The sequence below is a fragment of the Pantoea sp. X-Soil-MYKO-1289 genome, assembly GCF_059730625.1.
Map to the genome: position 1 here is coordinate 2529415 of NZ_AP036004.1, position 25356 is coordinate 2554770.

Annotated in this window: 22 protein-coding genes and 1 pseudogene; 1 reads left to right on the forward strand and 22 read right to left on the reverse strand. The window is 64.2% G+C overall.

Annotation, left to right across the window (positions count from 1 at the left end; all coding sequences use genetic code 11):
- Positions 1-11: 11 nt before the first annotated feature.
- The 6 genes from phnK to phnF are packed head-to-tail and all read right to left on the reverse strand — an operon-like array spanning position 12 to position 4417.
- Positions 12-776, reverse strand: a complete 765-nt coding sequence (phnK, locus tag AC6I7Z_RS12240) for a phosphonate C-P lyase system protein PhnK (RefSeq protein ID WP_497814400.1) — start codon at positions 774-776, stop codon at positions 12-14.
- Positions 766-1614, reverse strand: a complete 849-nt coding sequence (locus AC6I7Z_RS12245; protein ID WP_497814401.1) for an alpha-D-ribose 1-methylphosphonate 5-phosphate C-P-lyase PhnJ — start codon at positions 1612-1614, stop codon at positions 766-768. Before AC6I7Z_RS12245 ends, phnK begins: the two co-directional genes overlap by 11 nt.
- Positions 1607-2683, reverse strand: a complete 1077-nt coding sequence (locus tag AC6I7Z_RS12250) for a carbon-phosphorus lyase complex subunit (RefSeq protein WP_497814402.1) — start codon at positions 2681-2683, stop codon at positions 1607-1609. The genes AC6I7Z_RS12245 and AC6I7Z_RS12250 overlap by 8 nt, the downstream gene beginning before the upstream one ends.
- Positions 2683-3258, reverse strand: a complete 576-nt coding sequence (gene phnH, locus AC6I7Z_RS12255; protein WP_497814403.1) for a phosphonate C-P lyase system protein PhnH — start codon at positions 3256-3258, stop codon at positions 2683-2685. Before phnH ends, AC6I7Z_RS12250 begins: the two co-directional genes overlap by 1 nt.
- The gene (phnG, locus tag AC6I7Z_RS12260; protein WP_497814404.1) at positions 3258-3704 is read right to left on the reverse strand and encodes a phosphonate C-P lyase system protein PhnG; all 447 of its coding nucleotides are present in this window, start codon (positions 3702-3704) and stop codon (positions 3258-3260) included. The genes phnH and phnG overlap by 1 nt, the downstream gene beginning before the upstream one ends.
- Positions 3704-4417 (reverse strand): phosphonate metabolism transcriptional regulator PhnF, encoded by a 714-nt coding sequence (gene phnF / locus AC6I7Z_RS12265; RefSeq protein ID WP_497815440.1) that lies wholly within the window; start codon positions 4415-4417, stop codon positions 3704-3706. Before phnF ends, phnG begins: the two co-directional genes overlap by 1 nt.
- Before the next feature lie 295 nt (positions 4418-4712).
- On the opposite strand from phnF, the gene AC6I7Z_RS12270 reads away from it, so the two are divergent.
- Positions 4713-6842: a putative bifunctional diguanylate cyclase/phosphodiesterase gene (locus tag AC6I7Z_RS12270; protein WP_497814405.1), complete on the forward strand. Its 2130-nt coding sequence runs from the start codon at positions 4713-4715 to the stop codon at positions 6840-6842.
- 33 nt (positions 6843-6875) lie between these two features.
- On the opposite strand, the gene AC6I7Z_RS12275 is transcribed toward AC6I7Z_RS12270, so the two are convergent.
- From AC6I7Z_RS12275 to AC6I7Z_RS12350, 16 genes and pseudogenes are all read right to left on the reverse strand, one after another.
- Complete coding sequence (locus AC6I7Z_RS12275; protein ID WP_497814406.1) at positions 6876-7718, reverse strand: oxidoreductase; 843 nt, start codon at positions 7716-7718, stop codon at positions 6876-6878.
- A 117-nt stretch (positions 7719-7835) separates the two neighbouring features.
- A complete protein-coding gene (locus AC6I7Z_RS12280; protein ID WP_497814407.1) occupies positions 7836-9614 on the reverse strand; it encodes a thiamine pyrophosphate-requiring protein in 1779 nt (592 codons plus the stop codon).
- Between the two features lie 56 nt (positions 9615-9670).
- Positions 9671-11632, reverse strand: a complete 1962-nt coding sequence (locus AC6I7Z_RS12285; RefSeq protein ID WP_497814408.1) for a hydantoinase B/oxoprolinase family protein — start codon at positions 11630-11632, stop codon at positions 9671-9673.
- Positions 11633-11634: 2 nt separating this feature from the next.
- Positions 11635-13686, reverse strand: a complete 2052-nt coding sequence (locus tag AC6I7Z_RS12290) for a hydantoinase/oxoprolinase family protein (RefSeq protein ID WP_497814409.1) — start codon at positions 13684-13686, stop codon at positions 11635-11637.
- A gap of 16 nt (positions 13687-13702) precedes the next feature.
- Entirely contained in the window at positions 13703-14149 is a 447-nt protein-coding gene (locus tag AC6I7Z_RS12295) for a GNAT family N-acetyltransferase (RefSeq protein ID WP_497814410.1), read from the reverse strand.
- Positions 14150-14336: 187 nt separating this feature from the next.
- Positions 14337-14945: a hypothetical protein gene (locus AC6I7Z_RS12300; protein WP_497814411.1), complete on the reverse strand. Its 609-nt coding sequence runs from the start codon at positions 14943-14945 to the stop codon at positions 14337-14339.
- A gap of 44 nt (positions 14946-14989) precedes the next feature.
- A complete protein-coding gene (locus tag AC6I7Z_RS12305) occupies positions 14990-15223 on the reverse strand; it encodes a hypothetical protein (RefSeq protein WP_497814412.1) in 234 nt (77 codons plus the stop codon).
- Positions 15224-15411: 188 nt separating this feature from the next.
- Entirely contained in the window at positions 15412-15924 is a 513-nt protein-coding gene (locus tag AC6I7Z_RS12310; RefSeq protein ID WP_033749932.1) for an Lrp/AsnC family transcriptional regulator, read from the reverse strand.
- 141 nt (positions 15925-16065) lie between these two features.
- Complete coding sequence (gene gabT, locus AC6I7Z_RS12315; protein WP_497814413.1) at positions 16066-17382, reverse strand: 4-aminobutyrate--2-oxoglutarate transaminase; 1317 nt, start codon at positions 17380-17382, stop codon at positions 16066-16068.
- A 113-nt stretch (positions 17383-17495) separates the two neighbouring features.
- Positions 17496-18630, reverse strand: a pseudogene (locus AC6I7Z_RS12320) (M20 aminoacylase family protein).
- Positions 18631-18635: 5 nt separating this feature from the next.
- Positions 18636-19562, reverse strand: a complete 927-nt coding sequence (locus AC6I7Z_RS12325; protein ID WP_497814414.1) for a 2-hydroxyacid dehydrogenase — start codon at positions 19560-19562, stop codon at positions 18636-18638.
- Complete coding sequence (locus AC6I7Z_RS12330) at positions 19562-20410, reverse strand: GNAT family N-acetyltransferase (RefSeq protein WP_497814415.1); 849 nt, start codon at positions 20408-20410, stop codon at positions 19562-19564. Before AC6I7Z_RS12330 ends, AC6I7Z_RS12325 begins: the two co-directional genes overlap by 1 nt.
- Positions 20411-20420: 10 nt before the next feature.
- Positions 20421-21752 carry an NAD(P)/FAD-dependent oxidoreductase gene (locus AC6I7Z_RS12335; RefSeq protein WP_497814416.1) on the reverse strand — a complete coding sequence of 444 codons (1332 nt, stop codon included), beginning with the start codon at positions 21750-21752 and terminating at the stop codon, positions 20421-20423.
- A 134-nt stretch (positions 21753-21886) separates the two neighbouring features.
- A complete protein-coding gene (locus tag AC6I7Z_RS12340) occupies positions 21887-23551 on the reverse strand; it encodes an ABC transporter ATP-binding protein (RefSeq protein WP_497814417.1) in 1665 nt (554 codons plus the stop codon).
- Positions 23548-24396, reverse strand: coding sequence for an ABC transporter permease (locus tag AC6I7Z_RS12345; RefSeq protein WP_033749946.1), 849 nt, complete (start codon positions 24394-24396; stop codon positions 23548-23550). Before AC6I7Z_RS12345 ends, AC6I7Z_RS12340 begins: the two co-directional genes overlap by 4 nt.
- Positions 24393-25349 (reverse strand): ABC transporter permease, encoded by a 957-nt coding sequence (locus AC6I7Z_RS12350; protein WP_033749949.1) that lies wholly within the window; start codon positions 25347-25349, stop codon positions 24393-24395. The genes AC6I7Z_RS12345 and AC6I7Z_RS12350 overlap by 4 nt, the downstream gene beginning before the upstream one ends.
- Between the last annotated feature and the right edge of the window lie 7 nt (positions 25350-25356).

The following is a 25356-nucleotide window of genomic DNA, read 5'->3' on the forward strand; positions in this document are numbered from 1 at the left end:
GCGTTTATCCGTCATGAGTTGAGCACCGATGAAACCAGCAGCTGAGTGTAGGGATGGTGCGGATCGTCCAGCACGCGGTCAGTCAGGCCGCTCTCCACCACGCGGCCCTGCTTCATCACCAGCAGCCGATGCGCCAGCAGGCGCGCCACGCCGAGATCGTGGGTGACGATAATCACCGCCAGGTTCAGCTCGCGCACCAGGGTGCGCAGCAGATCGAGCAGCCGCGCCTGCACTGATACGTCCAGGCCGCCGGTCGGCTCGTCCATAAACACCAGCTTCGGCTGGGTGACGAGGTTGCGGGCGATCTGCAGACGCTGCTGCATGCCGCCGGAAAAGGTCGTGGGCAGATCGTCGATGCGGTTAGCGGCGATCTCCACCTCCTGCAGCCAGCGGCCCGCCTGAGCGCGGATGTCGCCGTAGTGGCGATTGCCCACCGCCATCAGCCGCTCGCCGATATTGCCGCCCGCGGTAACCTGCGCGCGCAGCCCGTCGAGCGGATGCTGATGCACCACGCCCCATTCGGTGCGCAGCAGGCGGCGTCGGTCGCTCTCCGACAGCGCGTAGAGATCGCGCTGGTTATAAAGAATGTTGCCCTGCTGCGGCGTCAGGCGCGCGGAGAGGCTGCGCAGCAGCGTGGTTTTGCCGGAGCCGGACTCGCCGACGATGCCCAGCACTTCGCCGGGATAGAGGTCGAAGCTCACCGCTTCGAAGCCTTTGCCCGGCGCATAGAGGTGCGTCAGGTTATTGACCGCAAGCAGCGGCTGTTCACTGTGCATGTTGCTGTTCCTGCTGCTGGTGGCAAAAATCGGTGTCGGAGCAGACGAAGAGGCGCGTGCCCTGGTCATCCATCACCACCTCGTCGAGATAGCTGTGGCGCGAACCGCACAGGGCGCAGGGCTCATCCCACTGCTGCACGGTAAAGGGGTGATCCTCGAAGTCGAGGCTCTCAACTCTGGTAAAGGGCGGCAGCGCATAAATGCGCTTTTCGCGGCCCGCGCCGAACAGCTGCAGCGCCGGCATCATATGCATCTTCGGGTTGTCGAATTTCGGGATCGGCGACGGGTCCATCACATAGCGATCGTTGACCTTTACCGGGTAGGCATAGGTGGTGGCGATATGGCCGTAGCGCGCGATATCTTCATAGAGCTTCACCTGCATCACGCCGTACTCCTCCAGCGCGTGCATGGTGCGGGTTTCGGTTTCGCGCGGCTCGATAAAGCGCAGCGGCTCCGGGATCGGCACCTGGAAAATCAGGATCTGATCCGCCTCCAGCGGCGTCTCCGGAATGCGGTGGCGCGTCTGGATCAGGGTGGCGTCGGTGGTGCGTTCGGTGGTCGCCGCGCCGCTGACGCGCTGGAAAAAGCGGCGGATCGACACCGCGTTGGTGGTGTCGTCCGCGCCCTGGTCGATCACCTTCAGCACGTCGGCGTCGCCAATCACGCTGGCGGTGATCTGAATGCCGCCGGTGCCCCAGCCGTAGGGCATCGGCATCTCGCGTCCGGCGAACGGCACCTGATAGCCGGGGATCGCCACCGCTTTCAGGATGGCGCGGCGGATGGCGCGCTTGGTCTGCTCGTCGAGATAGCCCGGGTTATAGCCGCTCAGCTCAGCCATGATTGCGCTCCTGATGGTCCTGACGCAGGCGCTTCAGCAGCGCCAGCTCCGCCTGAAAATCGACGTAGTGCGGCAGTTTGAGGTGGGAGACGAAGCCGGCGGCCTCGACGTTGTCGGCGTGCGCCAGCACGAACTCTTCATCCTGCGCCGGGCTGGTGACGCGCTCGTCGTGCTCGCGGGTTTGCAGCGCGCGATCCACCAGCGCCATCGCCATCGCCTTGCGCTCGGCGCGGCCGAACACCAGGCCGTAGCCGCGGGTAAAGTGCGGCGCCTCGTCGCCCTGCGTGGTGAAGCCGTTGACCATTTCGCATTCGGTCAGCAGCACTTCGCCGATCTCCAGCTCAAAGCCCAGCTCCTCCGGGCAGATGCTGACGCTGAGGTAGCCGGTGCGGATCTCTCCGGCGAAGGGATGGGTGCGGCCGTAGCCGCGCTGGGTGGAGTAGCCGAGCGCCAGCAAAAAGCCCTCGTCGCCGCGCACCAGCTGCTGCAGGCGCGCCGCCCGCGTCGCCGGAAAGCCCATCGGCTCGCGGGTGATATCCACCGGCTCGCTGCCGTCGTCGATCTCCCGCGCCGCCAGCCCTTCGTCGCTCATCATGGCGAACATATGTGGGCAGCGCGTCGCCAGCGCCTCGTCGGCGCGCGGCGCGGCGGGCGTCTCGCCGTTGGCCAGCAGGGTGAAGTCGAGCAGGCGATGACTGTAGTCGCAGGTCGGGCCCAGCACCTGGCCGCCCGGCAGATCCTTATAGACGGCGGAGATACGGCGCTCGAGGCGCATCTCGCCGGTCGCCAGCGGCGCGCTGTCGGCGAGGCGCGGCAGCGTGGTGCGGTAGGCGCGCAGCAGAAAGATCGCCTCCACCAAATCGCCGCTCGCCTGTTTGATCGCCAGCGCCGCCAGTTCGGGATCGTAGATGCCGCCCTCGGTCATTACGCGATCCACCGCCAGCCCGAGCTGCTGCGCCACCTGATCGCAGCCCAGCTCCGCCACCTCGCGCGCGCCGCGCCGCAGGTCCGCCTGTAGCTGATGGGCGTTGGCAATCGCCTTCTCGCCCCCTTTCACGGCTACGTACATCAGCACACCTCCACGTCGGTGGTGCGCGGCAGCGCCATCATCGCTTCGCCGCAGGTAAAGATCAGATCGACGCCCTGCGGGAAGGGATGCGGGCGGTTGCGCAGGTAGTCCAGCACGCTCTCCGGCAGCTGCGGCGCAATGGCGCGCGACTCGCGCAGGCCAGGCCCTGTCAGGCGCAGCGTCAGCCCGCCGTTGAGCGATGGCACCTCAATAATCAGCGTGGTGCTCTTCTCCGGCGCGAGGTTGTCGCCTGCGGCGAACTCCGCCGGGCGCGGGCTGCTGGCGGCATGGCTCAGCGCAAACGGGGCGTCGCGGCTCTCGCTCAGCGGCGCGCCGGTATGAAAGCGCAGATTGCTGCGCAGGATCTCATTATCGACCTGCGGCTCGATCCAGAGCGGGCTCTCCTGATCCACCAGCGTCAGCAGCACCGCGGTCGCGGCGGGCGACAGCGCGCCCCAGCCCTGCGCCAGCGGCAGCGAGACCATCACGCCCGGCTCGCTCATCGCTTTCAGAATGCGACGGAAGGCGCGCTGCGCATCGGCCACCGGATGGTTAAAACTAGCCAGTAAAGTCATCAGTTATCTCCGCGAACCAGCGTAAAGAAATCCACTTTCGAGCTGGCGACTTCCCGCGCGCGCAGCTGGCGCTGCTCCTCGCGCAGTGCCGCCAGCGGCGTTATTACTTTTTCCGTCAGCAGCGCGTGGGTCTGCGGCTGCTGCAACAGCGCGTCGATCAGGGCGCAGCGCTCGGCGTGCGCCTTGTCGCGACCCAACACATAGCTGTAGCCAAGCGTGCCGTCCTCAAGCTGCACCACGGCGCGCGTCACGGTGGCGTCGCCCATCACGAAGCGCTTGCCACTGGCGCCCATGCGCGCCATCAGCCGCGTCAGGCCGATTTCCGCCGGGCGGATCAGCGAGAAGCGCGGCGCGAGGCGCAGCGCCTGCCAGTGCTGCGCCAGCGTCGAGGCGCTGCTGTGCGCCAGGACCGACAGCCATTGCTGTCGTTGCGTTAAGCTTTCCATCAGTGCTCCAGGGTCAGTTCAATCATGTCGCCGCGCGTCAGGCTGACGGAGTACTCCGCCAGCGCGCCGTCGCGGGTTTTATTCAGGGTGCGCACGCAGAGCAGCGGCGCGTGCAGCGCAATCTCCAGCAGGCGGCACTCTTTGGCCTGGGCGCGACGCGTGCTGATGCGGGTCTGGCTGCGCGTCAGCCGGTGGCCGCCGTGCTGCTGCAGAAAGTCGTGCAGCGAACCGCTGCTGAAGCGCTGCAGCGCCGGCCACCAGCTCAGATCGGGCAGAAAGTGGTTAATCACGCAGACCGGCACGCCGTTAACCCGGCGCAGGGTGCGCAGATGGATCACGCTGTCGCCTTCAACGATGCCCAGCGCGCTGGCGACGTCGGCGCTGGCGGGACGCACCACCGCCAGCAGCCGTTCGCTGGTGGGATGACTGCCCTGCTCCATCAGGTTCTGGCTAAAGCGCGCCTGCGCATGCAGCGGATAGTCGTAGGGGCGCATCAACACCAGGATGCCGACGCCGTGGCGGCGTTGCAGCAGACCTTTATTGACCAGTTCGTCCACCGCGCGCCGCAGCGTGTGGCGGTTCACCTCATAGCGCTCGGCCAGCTGTTGTTCGGAAGGCAGATAGTCGCCGCTGCGGTAGTTTTCCCGCAGCGCCTGCTCCAGCTGCGCGGCGACGGCCTGATAAACAGTGGTCGGATGTCTGGATATCTCCATCATGAACCGATCCTCAACCTTAACTGAGTGGTGAAAGCCGCGATAAATCCGGCGGCGCGTGGGCATTACCATGAGCCGTACAGATGACAGCAGGGTGACCGTGCAGTGACGCCAGGATGAATTTGTTGACCTTCGAGGGCACTTTTAATTAGCAGCTCTAACGCTTTCAATCAGCGAAGCGGCCGCGACTTTTTAGCGTTTTTTCAATGACTACCTGCAAGGCCAGGCAGCGTGCAGGCTGGCGGTTTTCTGCTAGCTTAATAACTGACACATCCTTGTTACGTGAAGAATGAAAATGATAAACAGCATCAAACTTTCCGCCGGCTTTCGCCGTACATTCATTCAAGAGGTGCTGCTGCCGCTGGTGGCTATTCTGCTGCTGACGCTGGTCGGCGCCGGAACCGGGCTGTTTCTCAGCACCTCGATGAGCAATCAGAAAGCGCAGACGCAGCAGCAGCGCATGATTCAGGCCTCCTTTACCCAGAGCCTGGCGGAGCACCTGCGCCAGCTGCGCAGCCTGTCGCGCTGGGAGCCGCTTCAGGCCCATCTGACGGCGACCCCGGACGACGAGCGCTGGCTCGATGAGAATGTTGGCCACTGGCTGTATGAGATGTTCGGCCATCAGCTGATCCTGGTGCTGGACCCGCAAAACCGGCCAATGCAGGCGTGGCGCAACGGCCTGCCACTGGCGACGCCGCAGGCCGATGCAGGCGTGCAGGCGCTGCTGCGCGCCAGCGCGCGTCTGGAGACGGCGGACTTCGCGCGTGTTGAGGGGCGCGCCGCGGCGCTGGCAGTGGGCGATATGATCCGCGACGCGGCGCGCTACCGGCTGGTCAGCCTGAAGTTTCTTGACGACGGCTATCTTGCGGGACTGGCGGAGCGTAGCCAGCTCAAGGGGCTGCGTTTTTCCGATGACGCCGCCTCGGCGCCTGCGCGCTTCCTGCTCACCTCGCAGCAGGGCGATGAGGTGGGCTATATCCGCTGGGATCCAACGCGGCCCGGCGCCGAGATGCTGCGCACCGTCGGCCCGTCGACCGCCCTCGCCGTGCTGGTGGTGATGCTGCTCTGCCTCTATATGGTGCGGCGACTCTGGACCTCTTCCTTTAACCTGTCGCAGTCGATGCTGAAGCTCGGCGCCAGCGAAGCGCAGGCGCTGCACCTGGCGTTCCACGACGTGCTGACCGGCCTGCCGAACCGCGCGCTGGTGGAAGATCGCCTGACCCAGGCGCTGGCGCTGGCGACGCGCCACGAACAGCGCGTGGCGCTGATGTTGATTGACCTCGATCGCTTTAAAAACATCAATGATACCTACGGCCATCACGCCGGCGACGAGCTGATTATCGCCGTGGCCCATCGTCTCGCCGGCCTGATGCGCCCCTGCGATACCGTAGGGCGCATCGGCGGCGACGAATTTCTCGTGGTGATGCCGGAAGTAGACAACATCGGCCAGGTCGAGGCGCTGGCGCAGCGTATTCTCGACGCGCTCAGCCAGCCTTTTCCGCTGTTTGGCGGCGAAGTGTGGAGCGGCGCCAGCATCGGGCTGGTGCTGGCGCCGAAAGACGGGGTGGATCGTCAGGAGCTGGTGCGCAAAGCGGACATCGCGCTCTACGAAGCGAAAAGCAGCGGGCGCGGCAAATATCGGCAGTTCGAACGGGTAATGGACGAGTCGATCCGCACGCGGCAAAGCATCGCCGCCGACCTGCGCGTCGCGCTGCAAAACTTCAAGGGGCTGGCGGTCTGGTACCAGCCGCTGATGGATATCGACGGCAAAAATATGGTGGGCGTCGAGGCGCTGCTGCGCTGGGATCATCCGACGCGCGGCGCCATTCCGCCAGGCGACTTTGTCGCTATCGCCGAAGAGACCGGACTGATTATTCCGCTGGGAGAATGGGTGCTGCGCGAAGCCTGCCTGACGCAGCAGCGCTTTCCCGATTTGATGGTGGCGGTGAACGTCTCGCCGGTGCAGTTTCGCGCCACGGGCTTTGTGGCGCGCATGGTGGAGATCGTGCGCGAAAGCGGCGGCGATCCCCAGCGTATCGAGCTGGAGATCACCGAAGGGGTGCTGATTGAGGATGAGCATGAGGCGCGCGCCATTATCATCGCGCTGCGCGACGCCGGATTCCGCATTGCGCTGGATGATTTCGGCACCGGCTACTCCAGCCTCAACTATCTCAGCACCTTTCCGGTGGATAAAATCAAAATAGATCGCTCTTTTACCCAGTCGCTGGGCGTGGCGGAAAATTCGGTGGCGATTATCGAGTCGGTGGTGAAGCTGGGACACGCGATGGGGCTGACGGTGACGGCGGAAGGGGTCGAAACGCCGGGACAGATGAACGCGCTGGCCGACGCGGGCTGCAATCAGCTGCAGGGCTATCTGTTCAGCAAGGCGGTGCCGCTCGAGCGGCTGGGCGACTGGATGCGCTAAAACAGGCGCGCTGGCAGCCAGCGCGCCTGTCAGTTATTCCGGGAAGTCGGTTTCGACCGCGGTCTGTTTCCAGGCCTCAATCTGCGCCAGCCGCTCTTTCAGCTTCGCCGTCACCGCGTCATAGCCCCAGGCGCCCATCACCAGATGGCGCGGCGGATCATCCCGCTCGGTAATGGCGATCATTGCCTTTGCCGCGCGCGCCGGATCGCCCTTCTGCGTGCCGCTGTACTCTGAGGTCGCCTTCATGCGCGCCGCCGCGGTCTCCGCGTACTCCGGCAGCGTGCTCGGCGTCTGATGCAGCGAGCGGCCAGCCCAGTCGGTGCGGAACGGGCCTGGCTCGACGCAGGTGACGTGAATGCCGAGCGGCGCGGTCTCCAGCGCCAGCGAATCGGACCAGCCCTCGACCGCGTGCTTGCTGGCGGAGTAGTAGCCGGAGCTGGCGAAGCCGATGAAGCCCGCCACCGAGGTAATATTGATGATATGGCCGCGACGCTGCTGGCGCATCGTCGGCAGCACCGCGCGCGTCAGGGCGAACAGGCCGAAAACGTTGGCGTCGAACTGGTCGCGGATCGCCTGTTCTTCCCCCTCTTCCACCGAGCTTTGGTAGCCGTAGCCGGCGTTATTCACCAGCACGTCGATGGTGCCGAATTTTTCCAGCGCCGCCTTGACCGCGCCCTCGATGCTCTGCGGCTGGGTCACGTCGAGCGCCACCGCCAGCGCGTTGCTGTGGCCTTCCACCAGGTCGGCGACTTTCGCGGTATCGCGCGCCGTCACCACCACGTTGAAGCCGCGCGCAATGGTCTGCTGCGCCAGTTCGCGACCAAAACCTGTTGAACATCCTGAAATAAACCACACCGGATTGTTATCTGTAGCCATGAGTGACTCCCAAACTGATTGGTGGCGAATCGCCTGAACCCCGACGCGAACGGCCAGGAGAAAGAGAGTGGATAAGAGTAGCGGCCCGCAACCGGGCCACTTAACGCTTCGTGCCTGTTACTTTTTATGCAGCAGCTGGCTGGCGGTGTCGCTGATAATCTGCACCGCGCCGCGATCGCCCTTCGCCATCGAGCTCATAAAGGCTTTCGCCTGTTTAAAGGTGATGTGCGGCGGCAGCGGCGCCACTTCCGGATCGGTTTTCACCTCCAGCACCACCGGGCGATCGGCGCTCAGCGCGCGTCGCCACGCGTCTTCCAGCTCGTCCGGGTTGTCGACGAAGATACCCTGCAGGCCAAGCGACTCGGCAAACTGGGCGTAGCGCACGTCCGGCAGCTGCTGCGTCGCCTCGAAGCGCGCATTGCCCTCCATGACGCGCTGCTCCCAGGTGACCTGATTCAGATCCTGGTTGTTGAAGACGCAGACGATAAGGCGCGCATCGCTCCACTGCTGCCAGTATTTCTGAATGGTGATCAGCTCCGCCATATTGTTCATCTGCATCGCGCCGTCGCCGACCAGCGCCACCACCGGTCTGTCGGGATGGGCGAACTTGGCGGCAATGGCGTAAGGCACCGCCGCGCCCATGCAGGCGAGCCCGCCCGAGAGCGTGGCGCGCTGGCCCTGCTTGACACGATAGTCGCGCGCGAACCAGTTGGCGCAGGAGCCGGAATCGGAGGTGACGATAGCGTTGTCAGGCAGCTGCGGCGACATCTCCCAGACCACGCGCTGCGGGTTAACCGGGTTAGCCGGCGCGTGGGCGCGATCTTCCATCACTTTCCACCAGTCGCGCACCTGCACCGCAATCTCCTCCTGCCAGCTGCGGTCCTCTTTATGCTCCAGCAGCGGCAGCAGCGCGCGCAGCGTTTCCGCCGCGTCGCCGTGCAGGTTCACTTCACACGGGTAGCGCAGGCCAAGCATCGCCGGATCGATATCGATCTGCACCGCGCGCGCCTTGCCCTCTTCCGGCAGGAACTCGGTCCAGGGGAAGCCGCTGCCGATCATCAGCAGCGTGTCGCAGTTCTGCATCAGCTCCCACGAGGGTTTGGTGCCGAGCAGGCCGATTGAGCCGGTGACGAAGGGGGCGTCGTCCGGCAGCACATCTTTGCCGAGCAGCGCCTTGGCGACGCCCGCCGCCAGCACGTTAGCGGCCTGCACCACCTCCACCGCCGCGCCGCGCGCGCCCGCGCCGATGAGAATGGCGACTTTTTTCCCGGCGTTGAGCACCTCGGCGGCGCGCTGTAAATCCGCTTCGTAAGGCACCACTTTCGGACGCTGATAGCCGGGGCCGGAATGGGTGAAGCCGTGCAGATGCTTCGGCGCTTCCCAGGGTTCGTCCTGAATATCTTTCGGCACGATCACTACCGCCACACCGTTCTGTGCTTTGGCGATGCGCACGCCGCGGTCAATCAGATGACGCACCTGCGCCGGCGCGGCCGCCTCCTGCACAAAGTTGGCGACGTCGGCGAAGACGCGATCCAGATTCATCTCCTGCTGATAGCTGGCGCCGCGCGCCGTGACCTCCGCCTGGCCGGCAATCGCCAGCACCGGCGCGTGATCCATTTTGGCGTCGTAGAGGCCGGTCAGCAGATGGGTGGCGCCCGGCCCGCCGGTCGAGAGGCAGACGCCCAGCTCGCCGGTAAACTTGGCGTGACCAGCCGCCATAAAGGCCGCCATCTCTTCGTGCCGCACCTGAATAAATTCGATGCCGTCGCCCTTCTCATTGGCGCGCTGGATGGCGCCAAGCACGCCGTTGATGCCGTCGCCGGGATAGCCGTAAATACGGGTTACGCCCCAGGCTTTTAGCCGTTGCACAAAGAAATCGCTGGTTTTCATGCTCATCGTTGTCCCCTCGGTGAAAATCCGTGTCAGAGAGTAAGGGTAGACGACAAACCGGCTTATTCGCCTGCTAATGCGGGAAAGCGCAGCCGTAACTCGCTGAATATTTGCGCCATATCCGCCGCTTCTCCTGCCTGCTCGACGGCGCGAAACACCTGGGTTTTCAGAAAATGACGCCAGCTGACCGGCGCGGCGGCGAGAAAGTTGGTAAGCGAACGGTAGCGTTGCGGCGTCCAGATCGCCTCGAATGCCTGGCGCGCCGCGCCGTGCTGAAAATGCGCCTCGACCTGCTGCGGCATCGCGGCGCGCAGCTGCGCCGTCGCCGCCTCGTCCAGCTCGCCGTCCGTTAGCGCCACGCCGTACTGCGCGCGCGCTGCCGCCGCGCTGAGGAAGCCGCAGCGCACGTCGCGGAGCACCGCCTCTACGTCGCGCTGCGACGGCAGACCGTAGCCGCCCGCGCCTGGCCCGCGCACCTCGACCACATCGCCCGGCTGGCAGTGGATCACGTCGCGGTTGCCGTGCTCCAGCGTCTTGCCGTCGCGCAAAGTGCGAAAATGCGACAGCCCGCCCGCGCGGCCGCCCGCCGCGCCCGCCGAGGCGAATACCGAGCGGTTGCGGTTGCGCGCGGTGACGGTGGTCTCCGGCGTAAAGATCTCAAAAGCCATTTCGGTCGCCAGCCCGCCGCGAAAGCGTCCGGCGCCGGCGCTGTCGGCCGCCAGGCCGTAGCGCAGGAAGCGGATGGGCACTTCCGCTTCATTGATCTCAATCGGGGTGTTTTTCAGGAACGCCGACAATCCGCCCGATCCGTCCGGTCCGTCGTGGCGCGGCGTGCCGCCCGCGCCGCCGCCGACCGGGCCAAGCGAAGCCACGACGCTGCGGTTGCGCGCACCCAGCGTGCGGATATTCATAATGGAGTTGCCGCCCGGCGAGTTGGCCGGCAGCCGATCCGGCAGCGCCAGCGAAAAGACGCCGACGGTGGCGATTTGCGACAGCGCGCAGGTGAGCGAGCGCATGCCGACCGCGGCGGGCGCTTCGCAGTTCATCACCGTGCCCGGCGGCAGAATGGCGCGCGTCGGGCGCAGCGTGCCGGCGTTAAGCAGCAGCCGCCGGTCCAGCGTCGAGAGTACGTAGGTGACGCCCACCAGCGCCAGCGGATGACGCTCGCGGCCGCCGGTCGGCATGTTCAGCGACGAGGCGAGCTGCGGATCGCTGCCGGTGTAGTCCAGCTCCAGCCGATCGCCTTGCACCCGCAGGGTAATCGCCACGCGACAGGGATAGCCGCCTTCGCCATCTTCATCGGCGTAGTCGGCGTAGAAGTATTCGCCGTCGGGGATGGTGCGGATAATGGCGCGCGCCTGCTGTTCGGCGTAGTCGAGGATGCCTTCGACGCCCTGCAGAAAATCCGCCGCGCCGAAGCGGGCGACAATCTCTTGCATCTTGCGTTCGCCGATGTTGACCGAGGCGATTTGCGCTTTGAAGTCGCCCCAGTTCTGTTCCGGCACGCGCACGTTCAGCCGCAGGATCCGCGCCACATCCTCGTTCAGTTCGCCGTTGCGGACGATCTTCAGCGGCGGAATGCGGATGCCCTCCTGCACGATATCGGTCAGCGAGCGCGACAGCGAGGCGGGCACCGCGCCGCCGATATCGGTGTTGTGAATATGGCCGACCACAAAGCAGAGGATGTCGCCGCCGTGAAAGACCGGCTTCCAGATATGCATATCGGGGGAATGGGTGGCGACGTTGCCCGCATAGGCGTCGTTGCTAATGCAGATGTCGCCTTCGTCGTAATGGTCGATCAGCGCCAGCACCGGCGCATAGTCGATGCCGCTGTACCAGGGCGCGCCGAAGCTGCGCGGCGAGGCGAACGCCAGCCCGTCGCGGCTGACGATCTGGCAGGAGAAATCCTCCGTCTCTTTGACAAAGGTGGAGTGCGCGGTGCGCATCAGGGTAAAGGCCATAGCGTCGGCCGCTGCCGCGCAGTAGTTGGCGAGTATTTGCAGATTACGTCCGTCGATAGCCACGATCACTTCTCCTCGCTGAGCGGGGTAATTAACAGATTGCCGAAGCTGTCCACATCGACCTGCATGCGCGGCGGCACGCAGGTGGTGCAGTCGTCCTGCGCCACGATAACCGGCCCGCGCAGCCGATGTCCGGGACGCAGCGTCGCGCGCAGTACCAGATCGACCTGATGAAAAGCGCCATCTATCCATGCCTGAACCCGCTTCGCCGCCTGCACCGGCTCGCTGGCCGCCGCGGGACGGTTCAGCGCGGGCTTCGGCGTGGGCGAGGCGATAACCAGCCGCAGGTTGATAAGCTGCACCGGCGCGGCGGGGTCGCTGTGGCCAAACAGCTGGTGATGCTGCTGGTCGAACGCCGCGTGCAGCGCCGCCACGTCGGCGCTCGCCAGCCACGCCGCCTCCAGCGGCACGTCGATCTCGAAAGACTGGCCGCGATAGCGCATATCGGCGCTGAACTGCAGCGTAAAAGGCATCTCTTTTCCGTGCTCGGCCGCCAGCCAGGCCTGCGCCCGCTGGCTCAGGCTCTCCGCTTCAGAGGCGAGCCGATCCGCCAGCTGCGCGTTGAGATCGCCATACAGCGTGCGGATAAAGTCATTACGGATATCCGCCACCAGCCCGCCCAGCGCCGAGAGCACGCCCGGCGTCGGCGGCACGATAACGCCTTTCATATTGAGCTCGCGCGCCAGAAAACAGCCCATCATCGGCCCTGCGCCGCCGAAGGCGAGAAACCAGAACTCGCGCGGATCGAGGCCGAAGCGCGACAGCAGGCCGCTGGTATCGCCGTACATGCTGGAGATCGCCAGTTCGATGGCGGTTTCGGCGGTCTGCTCTATCGAGACGCCAAGGCGATCGGCCAGCGGCTGCCAGGCGGCGCGCGCGGCGGCGACATCCACCTGTACGGCGTGGTAGCCGAGATCGCCGTGGCCGATCATGCCGCAGGCGGCGAAGGCGTCGGTGGCGGTCGGCTGGGTGCCGCCGCGCTGGAAGCAGACCGGGCCGGGCAGCGAACCGGCGCTGTCCGGCCCCATCTGCATCACGCCCTGCCCGTCGATCCACGCCAGCGAGCCGCCGCCCTGGCCAACCGAGGTCACCGCCACCGAGGGTATATAGATTGGGAAGTCGCCGATGATTTCGCCGTTGCCCTGCGCCACCTCGCCGTTAACGATCACCGCCACGTCGGCGCTGGTGCCGCCGATATCCAGGCTAAGGATGCGGTCGAAGCCGCAGGCGCTGGCGAGATAGCTGGCGCCGATAACGCCTGAGGCGGTGCCGGAGAGCACCATCTGCACGCATTCGCGCTTCGCCTGCTCAACGCCCATCACGCCGCCGTTGGATTTGGTGATGCGCGGCGGCGTGGTCACGCCTCTGGCGCGCAGCGCGCCTTCAAACTTCTCCAGATAGTTGATCACCATCGGCTGCACGTAGGCGTTGATGGCGGCGGTGATGGTGCGCTCGTATTCGCGGATAATCGGCCAGATATCGGCGGAACAGGAGGTCAGCAGGTCGGGCGCGACCTCTTCGACGATCGCCTTAACCGCCGCCTCGTTGTGTCCGTTGCGGTAGCTGTGCAGCAGCGCCACCACAATGCCCTGACAGCCCGCCGCGCGCGCGCCGTCGATGGCGGCCAGCACGCTTCCGCGATCGACGGGTTGCAGCACGTTGCCGTCGCGGTCGGTGCGCTCGTGAATGGCGAAGACGCGATCGCGGCTAATCAGCGGCGCGGGCCGGCGAGAGAAGAGATCGTGGATATGGGGAATTTTCAGCCGCCCCAGCTCCAGCACGTCGCAAAAGCCGGCGGTGGCGAACAGCGCCAGCCGGACGCCGCGCCGCTGGATCACCGCGTTGATGCCGACCGTGGTGCCGTGGGTAAAGTAGCCAATCTCTGCGGGATCGAGGCCGTCGCGCTCGGCGAACTGCGCCAGTCCGGTGAGAATTTCGCTGCCCGGCGCATCGGGCCGCGACAGCACTTTCAGGGTATGGATCTGACTGGTTTGCCGATCCAGCACGGCGAAATCGGTAAAGGATCCGCCAATGTCCACGCCAACGCGGTAACGCATCTGTATCACTCCAGAGTCAGGAGAGAGGGAACTCCATCAGCTTGTGCGGCTCCTGCACCACGCGCCAGCCAAGCCGCTGGTAGAGCTGATGGGCATCGTTTGTCGAAAGCATCCAGCGCCGCACCGTGGCCAGTTCCGGATGCTCGCGCACGCAGCTGGCCAGCCAGCTGCCCAGGCCATGTCCGCGCCACGCTTCATCGATAATCACGTCGCACAGCCAGCCGAAACGGGTGTAGTCGGTAATCAGCCGGCCAAAACCAATCTGCGCCTCAAGGTGATAGAGCCCGAACGGCAGCGACGCGGCGATTGCCCGCTCGGTGGTGGCGCGCGCCTGCCCTTTCGCCCAGTAGGAACGTTCCGCCAGCTGATCATGGATCCAGTCCATATCCAGCCGCGTTCGTTTGGTGGAGAGGGTAAAGTCGTCGCGCTGCCAGCTCTGGTCGGCAATGATGGGTGCGGTCATAAATAACTCCTTGTCGCGGCATGGATTTATAGTACGCGTGCGCGCTCAGCCCACGCGGCTGAAGAGGCGCGGCGAACCGGTCAAATGCGGTGAAAAAAGCATGGAAAAGAAATTTTATGCTGCGCAGGAGCAGCAGGCGCGATTAGGTGAAAAAAGCGTGTGGTATCGATTTCGATACAGGAATAACCTACTCCTTGAGCTGTCCGGTATCAGACAAACCTGCCGGGTTTAAGGGTATTAACGTATCGATGCCATTTTTCAATATATTACGGGCTGTGCTTCTCATCTCTGGCGCAAAGAGTGAAAGCGTACCTACAATTAGCAGCGTAGAAAACAGCGTTGCCAGTAAACCTGATATACCGCTGAGCATCCATTTAATAAAGCCGCGCATCAATGTAGCTGGCCAGCGTGGTTTTGCCAGATAAGCACTATAGGCTGCCGCATTATTACCCCACTCCATCCACTTTTTCTCCATCGCCTCTTTGTGGTTAGATTTTAATAATGCAATCTTTCGATCACAGGTGGATTGAACCTGTTGACTTACCCTGAGTACCAGCCGGTCAATAATACATGCCGCTTTGTCGCGATAATGGTCAAGCTGTCGCTCTGAATAGGCTATGCTGTCATGATAGCGTTCCAGATACGCAGGCAACTGCGATTCAGGCAGTCGACGCCTGAGCAGCTGTTTCGCATAATCATCTTTGTCGGCTTTATATATGGCATAAGCGATGAGCTGTCGGGTATCGTCCGTGTCCTCTACTAGCCTGGTAAAGACCCATTGCTTTTGGTCTGGCATATAAATACTCCATTTAAAAATACAAACAGGCTGTTGAATATCTCTTACTCTCCTTTTCTTACGCTGTTAAAGACTTCATTAAAAATTCGTCTTCCTTCAGCAGCCGTGATGCCGCATTTTTTGAAAGCGTCTTCAGTTTCTCTTCTGTTTCTCTCACTGAGTGAAAAATCATCCATTTTGGTCGAGGCAATTTTCAAACTCGCGACATGCGCAATCGCCAACTCGCCAATTTCGCGAATTTCATCCGTCGTCAGGGCGGGCATATAATATTGACTCATGATGTTCATCTCCTTATTTTCCATCAGAGTTTATATCGTCTGAAACGCCATTACATTAGTGAATTCGTGCAATTTTTTAGGGGCAGATTCCATAAACGATCACAGGTGTGGAATAACACCCGATGACGACTAAAGCATCTGCTTTAGCCGCTTATGTAATCGCGTTCTGTCAGAAGGAAGAAGGAGAGCTACAGCGCGCCCAGCACGTCGTTCTGCCGGGTAATCAGCGAGCGCAGCGGCACGCTGCTCTTCATGACCGGCGATTTGATCACGATATAGCTGAAGTATTTGTCGATACCGATTTGCGCATCCAGCATCTTCTCAATCACTTCCTGATAGTGCTCGATGCTGCGGGTGATAAAACGCAGCAGATAGTCGTAGCCGCCGGTAATCAGATGGCACTCCATCAGCTCGTCCACGTCGCGCAGCGCGCTCTCGAACTTCATGAAATCTTCGCGGCGATGGCCGGAGAGCGTCACTTCGGTAAAGACCGTGACCGAATCGGTGATTTTGGTGAGATTGATATGGGCTTCGTAGCCGGTGATAAAGCCCGCCTGCTCAAGGCGCTTGACGCGCTGCAGGCAGGGGCTGGGCGAAAGTCCCACGGCATCGGCGAGATTAACGTTGCTGATACGGCCATCTTTTTGCAGTTGCACCAGGATGTTGATGTCGATGCGGTCAAGTTTCATTAAGCCGTTCATACCACCCCTCATTGTTAACCAATTGTGCAGGACGTGCTGATGGTATAACACGCTTTGCGCCGCCAGCGCCAGCGGTAACGCGCGCGTTATCCATCAGGAAAATTTATAATTATTCCAGCAATATCAATGAGGAAGATAGCGTCAGCCCAGACGGCCGGTGGCGCGCGCCAGCGCAATATCGAAGATATGCAGCGCCTCCTCCAGCTGTGAATCCGTGGTGACAAGAGGCGCCAGGAAGCGCACCACATTGCGCTGAACGCCGCATTTGATCAGCAGCAGCCCTTCCTGACAGGCGCTGTCGAGGATCTTCTGCGTCAGCGCGGCGTCAGGCTTGCCGGTTTCGAAGTCGAGGATCTCCACCGCCAGCATAAAGCCGAGGCCGCGCACGTCGCCGATGCAGGCGTACTTCTCCGCCAGCAGCTGTAGCCGCGCCAGCAACTGTTCGCCAAGCGCATTCGCCCGCGCCAGCAGGTTGTCGTGCTCCAGCAAATCGAGCACCGCCAGCGCCGCCGCGCAGCCCAGCGCGTTGCCGCCGTAGGTGCCGCCCAGGCCGCCCGGCGTCGGCGCGTCCATGATCGCCGCCTTGCCTACCACGCCGGAGATCGGCAGGCCGCCGCCGAGGCTTTTGGCGACCGTCACCAGATCGGGTTTGATATTAAGGTGCTGGAAGGCGAACATCTTGCCGGTGCGGCCAAAGCCGGTCTGCACTTCGTCGCAGATCAGCACAATGCCGTGCTGCTCGGTAATGCGGCGCAGCGCCTGCATAAACGCCGGGCCGGCAGGCAGGAAGCCGCCGTCGCCCTGCACCGGCTCGATAATGATCGCCGCAACGCGCTCCGGCGCGATCTGCACGGCGAAAAGCTGATCCAGCGCCTTCAGGCAGTCCACTTCCGTTACGCCGTGCAGCGGATTAGGAAACGGCAGGCGATAAATATCCGCCGGGAACGGGCCAAAATTCTGCTTATAGGGCTGGCTCATGCCGGTCAAGGTCACGCCCAGCAGCGTACGCCCGTGAAAGGCGCCGTCGAAAGCGATCACGCCGGAGCGGTTGGTGTGCGCGCGGGCGATTTTAACTGCGTTCTCTACCGCCTCCGCGCCGCTGGTAAAGAAGACGCTCTTATAGGCTTCCTCGCCGCCGACCAGCTGATTAAGCCGCTGCGCCAGTTCGATATAGCCCGGATAGGCCACCACCTGAAAACAAGCGTGCGAGACCAGGCCCAGCTGACGCGTTACCGCATTGACCACCGCCGGATGGTTGTGCCCGACGTTGAGCACGCCGATACCGCCGACGAAGTCGAGATAGCGGTTGCCCTCGACGTCCCAGACTTCACTGCCCCTGGCGCGCTCAATCACCAGCGGATGGGCGGTCACCACGCCGCGCGGCACATTCTGCTCGCGCGCGTCCAGCAGCAAACTGTTGTCTGAATAGGTCTGTTGTTCGGCCATGACATTCTGCATTTTTATACCTCATCCACGTAACGTTCGGTTGGCTCAAGTATCGCAACCCACTGGTTTCGCATGCTGCCGTTATGGGTAGTGCTGCGGCATATCCTGTTAAAATGCGTGCCCTTTCAGCAGGGAAATTTCTTAACGCAGCGCGCGTCGGGCGAGCGTCGTCCAGGCGCGCACGCCGTAAGGGATTAGCGCGTCATTGAAGTCGTAGGCGGAGTGGTGCAGCGGCTGCGAAGGCGCGGAGCCGATCCAGAGATAGGCGCCGGGTTTCGCCTGCAGCATAAAGGCGAAATCCTCCGAGGTCAGCGCGGGCTGCCGCGCGACGCTGGCGCTGAAACCCGCCTCGCTGAGCGCCGCCAGGGCGAGATTCGCCTCCGCCTCGCTATTTACCGTGGCCGGGTAGTAGCGCAGATAGCTGACCTCCGCCTGCAGCCCATGCGCGGCGGTGACGTGGCGCGCCATCTCGCGCAGCCGCGCTTCGAGTATCTCCTGCGCCGCCGGGCTAAAGGTGCGCACCGTGCCGGTAATCGACGCCTCCGCCGGGATCATATTGTGCGAAAAGCCGCCCTGCATGCGCGTCACGCTCAGCAGCGCCGCCTCGCAGGGATCGATGGCGTGCGCCACCAGCGTATTAAGCTGCACCACCAGCTCGCTGGCCGCCAGCAGCGTGTCGCGCGTCAGGTGCGGCTGCGCCGCATGGCCGCCGCCGCCTTTGACCTTAATATCGAAGCGATCCGCCGCCGCCATGATGGCGCCGGGACGGGTCTGCACCTCGCAGAGCGGCAGTTCCGGCCAGTTGTGCAGCGCGTAAACCGCCTCGCAGGGAAAGCGACTGAACAAGCCGTCGTCGATCATCGCCTTCGCGCCCGCCAGCCCCTCTTCCGCCGGCTGAAAGATAAAGCAGAGGGTGCCGTCGAGATCCTCGGCTGCGGCCAGCTGCTGCGCCGCGCCGAGCAGCATCACGGTATGGCCGTCGTGGCCGCAGGCGTGACAGACGTTTTCCGTCCTGCTTTTCCATGGCGCGTCGCCCTGATCCTGCATCGGCAGCGCGTCCATATCGGCGCGCAGGCCGATAACGCGCGGACTGTCGCCGCGCTTCAGCACGCCGACCACGCCGGTTTGGCCGATATCGCGATAGACCTCCAGTCCGAGCTGCTGCAGAAAGCGCGCCACGATGTCGCCTGTGCGCCTCTCCTGATAGCCGGATTCCGGGTGAGCGTGCAGATCGCGTCGCAGCGCGATAAGAGCGTCAATGTCCATCAGTAACCTCGTGCGCGGTCAATAAGGCCAATCATCGGCTCGCCGCGCTGATAGCGACGCAGGTTCTCCAGCAGCGCGGCGACGGCGCTCTCGTTTTGCGTCTGGCTGGCGATGTGCGGCGTCAGCCAGATGGCGGGATGACGCCAGAAAGGATGCGACGGCGGCAGCGGTTCGGGATCGGTGACGTCGATCACCGCCGCGCCGAGCCGGCCGCTGTCGAGCGCCGCCAGTAGATCGGCATGATTAAGCTGGGCGCCGCGTCCCGCCTGCACCAGCGCCGCGCCGGGCGGCAGCTGCGCAAACAGATCGCGGTTAAGCAGGCCGCGCGTCTCCGCCGTTAACGGCAGCAGGCAGACCAGAATGTCGCAGCGCGCCAGAAAGTCGCCCAGCTGCGCCGCGCCGTGAAAGCACCGCACACCGTCGAGCTGGCGCGACGTCCGGCTCCAGCCTGCGCAGTCGAAACCGAGCGAGACCAGCTGGCGTAGCGCCGCCTGGCCCAGCTCGCCCAGCCCCATGACGCCGACCCGGCGCGCGGCGGCGGGCGTCACGCCGTGCGCCTGCCAGCGCGCTGCGCGCTGCTGCTGCAGGTAGCGCACCATATCCCGATGGATGCCGAGCACCGCAAAGGTCACGTACTCCACCATGCCCTGCGTCAGCCCCGGCTCAATCATGCGCACCACCGGCAGGTCGGGCGGCAAGGCGGCGAGATCGAACTGATCCGCGCCCGCGCCCACCGATAGCAGCGCTTTCAGGCCAGGAAAGGTTTCCAGCAATCTCTCCGGCGGCTGCCAGGCGATCAGCATCTCCACTTCCTGCGGGTCGCCGATGTCGGGCCAGAGATGCAGCTGAATATCGGGCGCGTGCTGCGCCAGCCACTGCCGCCACAGCGCGCCGCGCTGGGGATCCGATTTATAGAGGATATGCATCAGGCCATCGCCTGGGTCATCAGGCCGAACGCCTGCATGGAGCCCGCTGGCGGCGTCCAGGGCGTGCCGCGCACCATGGTGGTGGGATTGTCGACCTGCGCCAGGCCGAGCGTGGCGAGCCAGGGGGCCAGCGGTAGCGCGGCGTCGGTGTCGATACGCACGAACTCGCCGCGCAGCCCCTGCATCAGCGAGGCGACCAGCGCCTGCGCTGTCGGGAAATCCTGCGCGATAACCGGCCCAATCGCCCAGCCGTGGCCGAAGCGGCGCAGGCTGGCGAAGCCGCGGATGTCACCCTGCGCATCCTCCAGCAGCACCGTCTGCTGCTGGTTAATCAGGTGATCGATCAGCTGCGGACGCAGCATGCCGTGCGCCTGCTGGTCGAGGGCGGTAAGGGAAGACGCATCCTGCGCCTGCGCGCGGCGCAGCGTTAATCCCGTCGGAATAGCCACGGGCGGCACCGCCTCCAGCGCACGCGTCTGGTGCTGGAGAATCTGCCCGGTCGCCACAAAGCCGAGCTTTTCATACAGCCCTTTGCCCATCTCGGTGGCGTGCAGCCGCACGTTATAGTCGGGCACTTTTTCCAGCAGGGTCAGCATCAGCTGCTTGCCCAGCCCGCGCCCCTGCTGCTGGTTATCGACGATCACCAGCCCGATGGTGGCGGCGCGTTCGCCCCAGCGCCAGAGAATGGCGCTGCCGAGCAGTTTGCCCTGCTCTTCAATCACCACGCCTTCGCCCAGCGCCAGCGCCTGCTGCCAGTCCTCGCGGCGGTGCGGCCACTTCAGCTGCTGCGTCATGCTGTAGCAGTGTTCCAGATCCTGCGCGTTCATCGCGCGAAAAGTTGCGGTCATGCGGTGCTCCTTACATCATGCCAGGCGTTTCAAGTGCGCTGCCGTCAACCAGACGGCTGTAGCGATAAGGTGTGGGATCGACAATCGGCGCGTCGCTGGCGGCGAGATCGGCGGCGAGCCGTCCCGCGCCCGGCCCGATGCCGAAGCCGTGCGCGCTGTAACCGGCCGACAGCACCAGGCCCGGCAGCTGCGCCACGGTGGAGATAACGGGAATGGCGTCGGGGGTGCTGTCGATCATGCCGCCCCAGGCCTGCGCCAGCTTAAGGCCCGCCAGCGCCGGATATTCGTTGCGCATCGCATCCAGACCCGCCTGAACGGTTGCCGCGTCGGCAGCGGGATCGAGAATGCGCGCGCGCTCAAACGGCGATTCGCGATCGAATGCCCAGCCGCCGAGCGCTTCCGGGCCGTGGAAAAAGGGTTTCAGTCCCAGGTTCAGGCGCAGATTCTTGCGGCGGCTCTTAAAAACAGGGTAGAAGTGGCGCGCATAGCGGAGGCCCTGCGCGCCCGGCTCCAGACGGCCGCGCCCGGAGACGGAAACGGTATAGCTGCCGTCGAGCTGTGGACGGCAGGCGAAGCCAGGCGTATAGAGCGGCACCGTAATCGCCTGCGCGATGGGCTGGGTGCGAAACGCGGTGCCGATAACGTTGCCGAGCGGCAGGTCGATGCCGTGGCGGCGGCAGAACATTGAGGTCCATGCGCCTGCGGCGCAGATCACGCGGCTGGTTTTGATCAGGCCGCGCTCGGTCCAGACGCCGCTGACGCGACCGGCGGCAATGTCCAGCCCGCGCACCGCGCACTGCTGGAACACCCGCGCGCCGAGCCGCTGGGCGGCAATCGCCAGGCCAGGCGCGGCCAGGCGCGGTTCGGCGTGGCCGTCGGTCGGCGACGAGACGCCGCCGAGCCAGCGCGTGGTGCTGCCAGGCGTCATCGCCTTCGCGCGCTCCGCCGTCAGGATCTCGCTCTGCACGTCATAATTTTTCGCCATATGGTTCCAGCGCTCCCACGCGGCGATATCCGCCTCGCTGCGCGTCGCGTAGATCAAGCCGCTGCGGCGGAAGCCCAGCTCTTCGCCGGTCTCTTCGCCCAGTTCGCCCCAGCGCTGCAGCGCGTAGACGATCAGCGGCAGCTCGCGCTCGTCGCGGTTCTGCTGGCGGCACCAGCCCCAGTTGCGGCTCGACTGTTCGGCCCCGACCAGGCCTTTCTCCAGCAGCGCCACCTTCAGCCCTTTTTTGGTCAGTTCCCAGGCCGCGGCGGCCCCGGCGATACCGGCGCCGATAATCACCACATCGACGGCGTCGGGAAAGTCGGCGCTGTCCTGTACATAGCGGAGTGGAGCGGGCATAGCGTTATCACCTCTTGTCTGTATCGGATGAGGGCGTTATCTGCTGTTCACGGCCAGCGCACAACCACCGGAGCGTACTAAAGTAGGTGAGCATGGCGCGCACTGCTCAGGGACAATATGGCAAGCAACAAGCTCTATTCCGCCTTTAAAATCTCTTCGTGCTCATCCAGCCACCCTTGCCGCAGCTCCGGCACCGCGCGCTTCAGGCGCTCGAAGTAGAGCTCGCTGGTCGGCTTGTCGTAATCGTCCCGCGCCAGCTGGGTGACGATGCGTCCCGACTTCATCACCACGATGTTGTCGCACACCGCGCGCACCGCGTGCATATCGTGGCTGATAAACAGCACCGACAGGCCCAGCTCGCGCCGCAGCTCGCTGATGAGATCCAGCACCGCCGCCGCGACCACGGTGTCGAGCGCCGAGGTCACTTCGTCGCACAGGATCAGATCCGGCTCCGCCGCCAGCGCGCGCGCCAGGTTGACGCGCTGCTTCTGCCCGCCGGAGAGCGCCCAGGGCCGGCGCCACAGCACGCTGCGCGGCAGCTTCACCAGGTCGAGCAGCTGATGCAGCCGCTGGGTCAGCGCCTGGCCGCGCAGGCCATGAAACAGCGCCAGCGGCCGCGACAGGATGCGCTCGACGCTGTGCGCCGGATTGAGCGCGGTGTCCGCCATCTGAAACACATACTGAATGCGGCGCAGCTCGTTGTCAGGCCGTTTGTGCATATCGCCGGCGATATAGTGGCCGTTGAACAGCATATGGCCGTGACAGGGGGCGTTGAGCCCGGCGATGGCGTGCGCCAGCGTGGTTTTGCCCGAGCCTGATTCGCCGATAATGCCGATCGCCTGCCCTTTCCACAGCCTGAGGTTGATCTCCTCCAGAATGCGGATTTTCGGCTGGCCGTCGCTGCCGCGCGGGCCGTAGCCGGCGCTGAGGTCGCGTACCTCCAGTAGCGGCTGCAGCTCGCCGCTCTCCGCGCACCACGGGCTGGGGCGCTCCTGCTGCCGCGCCGCGTCCATCAGCAGCCGCGTGTAGTCCGCCTGCGGCGCGCCGATCAGCCGTTCGGTGGCGCCATACTCGGCGATCTGGCCGCGCAGCAGCACCAGAATGCGGTCCGCCATCTGCGCCACCACCGCCAGATCGTGACTGACGTAGATGGCGGTGACGCCGCGCTGCGCCACCACGCGACGAAAGGCTTTCAGCACCTCCACCTGGGTGGTGACGTCGAGCGCGGTGGTCGGCTCGTCGAGGATCACCACGTCGGGATCGCCGATCAGCGCCATGGCGGTCATCAGGCGCTGCAGCTGCCCGCCAGACACCTGATGCGGCCAGCGGTCGCCGATGGTGTCGGGATTGGGCAGCGCCAGCTCGCGGAACAGCGCCACCGCTTTGGCTTTTGCCGCTTTGCGCGTCATGGTGCCGTGGATCACCACCGGCTCGATCACCTGATCGATAATCTTCATGCCGGGGTTGAACGAGGCGGCGGCGCTCTGGGCGATATAGGCGACTTTGTTGCCGCGAAACTCGCGCAGCTGCTGCGGACTCAGGCTGTTAACGTCGACGCCCGCCACGTGAATATTGCCCTCGGCGATGCGGCAGCCGGGACGGGCGTAGCCCATCAGCGCCATGGCGATGGTGGTTTTTCCCGATCCCGATTCGCCAATCAGGGCGAGCACTTCTCCTTTCTGCACGGTAAAGCGGATATCTGACACCAGATCGATCGGTTCGCCCTTGTCGCTCTGCGCCGTGACGCGCAGTTTTTCCACCGAGATCACCGGCATTGCGGTATGCGGCATCACGTTCATACGCCCTCCTTCGCCAGCGTCAGCGGACGCATCTGTTGCAGGCTGTCGATAAACAGGTTGGCGCCGATGGTCAGGCTGGCAATCGCCAGCGCAGGCATCAGCACCGCCGGCGAGCCGTCAAACAGCCCCTGAATGTTTTCGCGCACCAGGGTGCCCCAGTCGGCATAGGGCGGCTGAACGCCGAGGCCGAGAAAGCTAAGGCCGCTCAGCAGCAGCACGATATAGACGAAGCGCAGCCCGAAATCCGCCAGCATCGGATGCACCATATTGGGCAGAATATCGTGGATCGCGACGTACCAGCGGCTTTCGCCGCGCAGCCGCGAGGCGCGCACGTAGTCCATATTGCGCAGGCTGCCCGCCATGGCGAAGGCGATGCGGAACGCGCCCGGCCAGTAGGTGAAGATGGCGGTAAGCAGCAGCATCGGCAGCGACGAGCCGAAAACCGCCACGATCATCAGCGACAGCACCTTGCCCGGCAGCACCAGCATGGCGTCGTTGACGCGGCCGAGGATCTCCTCCAGCCAGCGGCCGGTCACCGCCGCCAGCAGCGCCAGCAGCGTGCCGATCAGGCTGGCGCCGATCGCCGCGCCCAGCGCCAGGCCGATAGAGAACTTCGCGCCGTAGAGAATGCGGCTGAGAATATCGCGCCCCAGCGCGTCGGTGCCGAGCCAGTTGTCGGCGGTAAAGCCGCCGAACAGCGGGCCGCCGCCAATATCTTCGACGTTGTGCGGCGCCAGCTGGTTGCCGAACAGCGCCATCAGCAGCCAGAAAATCGATACCGTCAGGCCGAGCCGCCCGGAGATCGACAGCGACTGAAAGAAACGAACGGGAAGTAAGGTATTCATGCGCTTCTCCATTTCGGGTTGAAGGCGATGGTCAGCACGTCGGCCAGCAGCAGCAGCAGCAGATAGCAGCCGGCGAACAGCATCACGCAGAACTGTACCACCGGCAGATCGCGGTTGCTGACCGCATCTACCAGCTGGCTGGCGAGGCCGGGATAGCTGAAGATGGTTTCGATAATGATGACGCCGCCGAACAGATAGGAGAGGCTGAGCGAAATGGCGTTGGCAATCGGGCCGACCGCGTTGGGCAACGCATGGCGCAGCACGGCGCGCAGCGGCGAGACGCCCTTCAGCAGCGCCATCTCCAGATAAGGGCTGTCGAGCTGGTTAATAATGGCGGCGCGCGTCATGCGCGCCATCTGCGCCACCAGCACGCAGCAGAGCGTCAGCACCGGCAGCGCGTAGGCTTTCAGGTAGCTGACCAGATCCATATTGGGCGAGCCGAAGGACATCGCCGACACCCAGTGCAGCTTCACGGCGAAGATCAGCACCGCCACCGTCGCCACCAGAAACTCCGGCACCGCCACCGTCGCCATGGTGCCGATCACCAGTACGCGATCCAGCAGCGAACCGCGCGTCATCGCCGCCGTAATGCCGATCAGCAGCGCCAGCGGCACGCAGATCAGCGTGGTGATCGCCGCCAGCTCAAAGGTGGCGGGAATGCGCTGCGCCACCAGCTGCATCACCGGCAGGTGGCTGGCGAACGAGGTGCCGAAGTCGCCCTGCAGCATGCCGCCCAGCCAGCTGAAATAGCGCAGCAGCAGCGGCTGATCCAGCCCGAGCTGGGCGCGCAGCGCCGCCACCGTCTCCGGCGTGGCGTTTTGCCCGAGGATCATCTGCGCCGCATCGCCCGGCAGCAGGCTGGTGATAAAGAACACCACCGCCGAGACGATCAGCAACGTCAGGATGCCGGCGCCGGTGCGCCGGGCGATCAGGAACAGCATGTATCGGTTCATCGGCGTT

Coding starts and splice junctions, on each gene's coding strand:
- phnK (WP_497814400.1), bottom strand. CDS start 776: ATGCACAGTGAACAGCCGCTGCTTGCGGTCAATAACCTGACGCACCTC.
- AC6I7Z_RS12245 (WP_497814401.1), bottom strand. CDS start 1,614: ATGGCTGAGCTGAGCGGCTATAACCCGGGCTATCTCGACGAGCAGACC.
- AC6I7Z_RS12250 (WP_497814402.1), bottom strand. CDS start 2,683: ATGTACGTAGCCGTGAAAGGGGGCGAGAAGGCGATTGCCAACGCCCAT.
- phnH (WP_497814403.1), bottom strand. CDS start 3,258: ATGACTTTACTGGCTAGTTTTAACCATCCGGTGGCCGATGCGCAGCGC.
- phnG (WP_497814404.1), bottom strand. CDS start 3,704: ATGGAAAGCTTAACGCAACGACAGCAATGGCTGTCGGTCCTGGCGCAC.
- phnF (WP_497815440.1), bottom strand. CDS start 4,417: ATGGAGATATCCAGACATCCGACCACTGTTTATCAGGCCGTCGCCGCG.
- AC6I7Z_RS12270 (WP_497814405.1), top strand. CDS start 4,713: ATGATAAACAGCATCAAACTTTCCGCCGGCTTTCGCCGTACATTCATT.
- AC6I7Z_RS12275 (WP_497814406.1), bottom strand. CDS start 7,718: ATGGCTACAGATAACAATCCGGTGTGGTTTATTTCAGGATGTTCAACA.
- AC6I7Z_RS12280 (WP_497814407.1), bottom strand. CDS start 9,614: ATGAGCATGAAAACCAGCGATTTCTTTGTGCAACGGCTAAAAGCCTGG.
- AC6I7Z_RS12290 (WP_497814409.1), bottom strand. CDS start 13,686: ATGCGTTACCGCGTTGGCGTGGACATTGGCGGATCCTTTACCGATTTC.
- AC6I7Z_RS12295 (WP_497814410.1), bottom strand. CDS start 14,149: ATGACCGCACCCATCATTGCCGACCAGAGCTGGCAGCGCGACGACTTT.
- AC6I7Z_RS12300 (WP_497814411.1), bottom strand. CDS start 14,945: ATGCCAGACCAAAAGCAATGGGTCTTTACCAGGCTAGTAGAGGACACG.
- AC6I7Z_RS12305 (WP_497814412.1), bottom strand. CDS start 15,223: ATGAGTCAATATTATATGCCCGCCCTGACGACGGATGAAATTCGCGAA.
- AC6I7Z_RS12310 (WP_033749932.1), bottom strand. CDS start 15,924: ATGAACGGCTTAATGAAACTTGACCGCATCGACATCAACATCCTGGTG.
- gabT (WP_497814413.1), bottom strand. CDS start 17,382: ATGCAGAATGTCATGGCCGAACAACAGACCTATTCAGACAACAGTTTG.
- AC6I7Z_RS12325 (WP_497814414.1), bottom strand. CDS start 19,562: ATGCATATCCTCTATAAATCGGATCCCCAGCGCGGCGCGCTGTGGCGG.
- AC6I7Z_RS12330 (WP_497814415.1), bottom strand. CDS start 20,410: ATGACCGCAACTTTTCGCGCGATGAACGCGCAGGATCTGGAACACTGC.
- AC6I7Z_RS12335 (WP_497814416.1), bottom strand. CDS start 21,752: ATGCCCGCTCCACTCCGCTATGTACAGGACAGCGCCGACTTTCCCGAC.
- AC6I7Z_RS12340 (WP_497814417.1), bottom strand. CDS start 23,551: ATGAACGTGATGCCGCATACCGCAATGCCGGTGATCTCGGTGGAAAAA.
- AC6I7Z_RS12345 (WP_033749946.1), bottom strand. CDS start 24,396: ATGAATACCTTACTTCCCGTTCGTTTCTTTCAGTCGCTGTCGATCTCC.
- AC6I7Z_RS12350 (WP_033749949.1), bottom strand. CDS start 25,349: ATGAACCGATACATGCTGTTCCTGATCGCCCGGCGCACCGGCGCCGGC.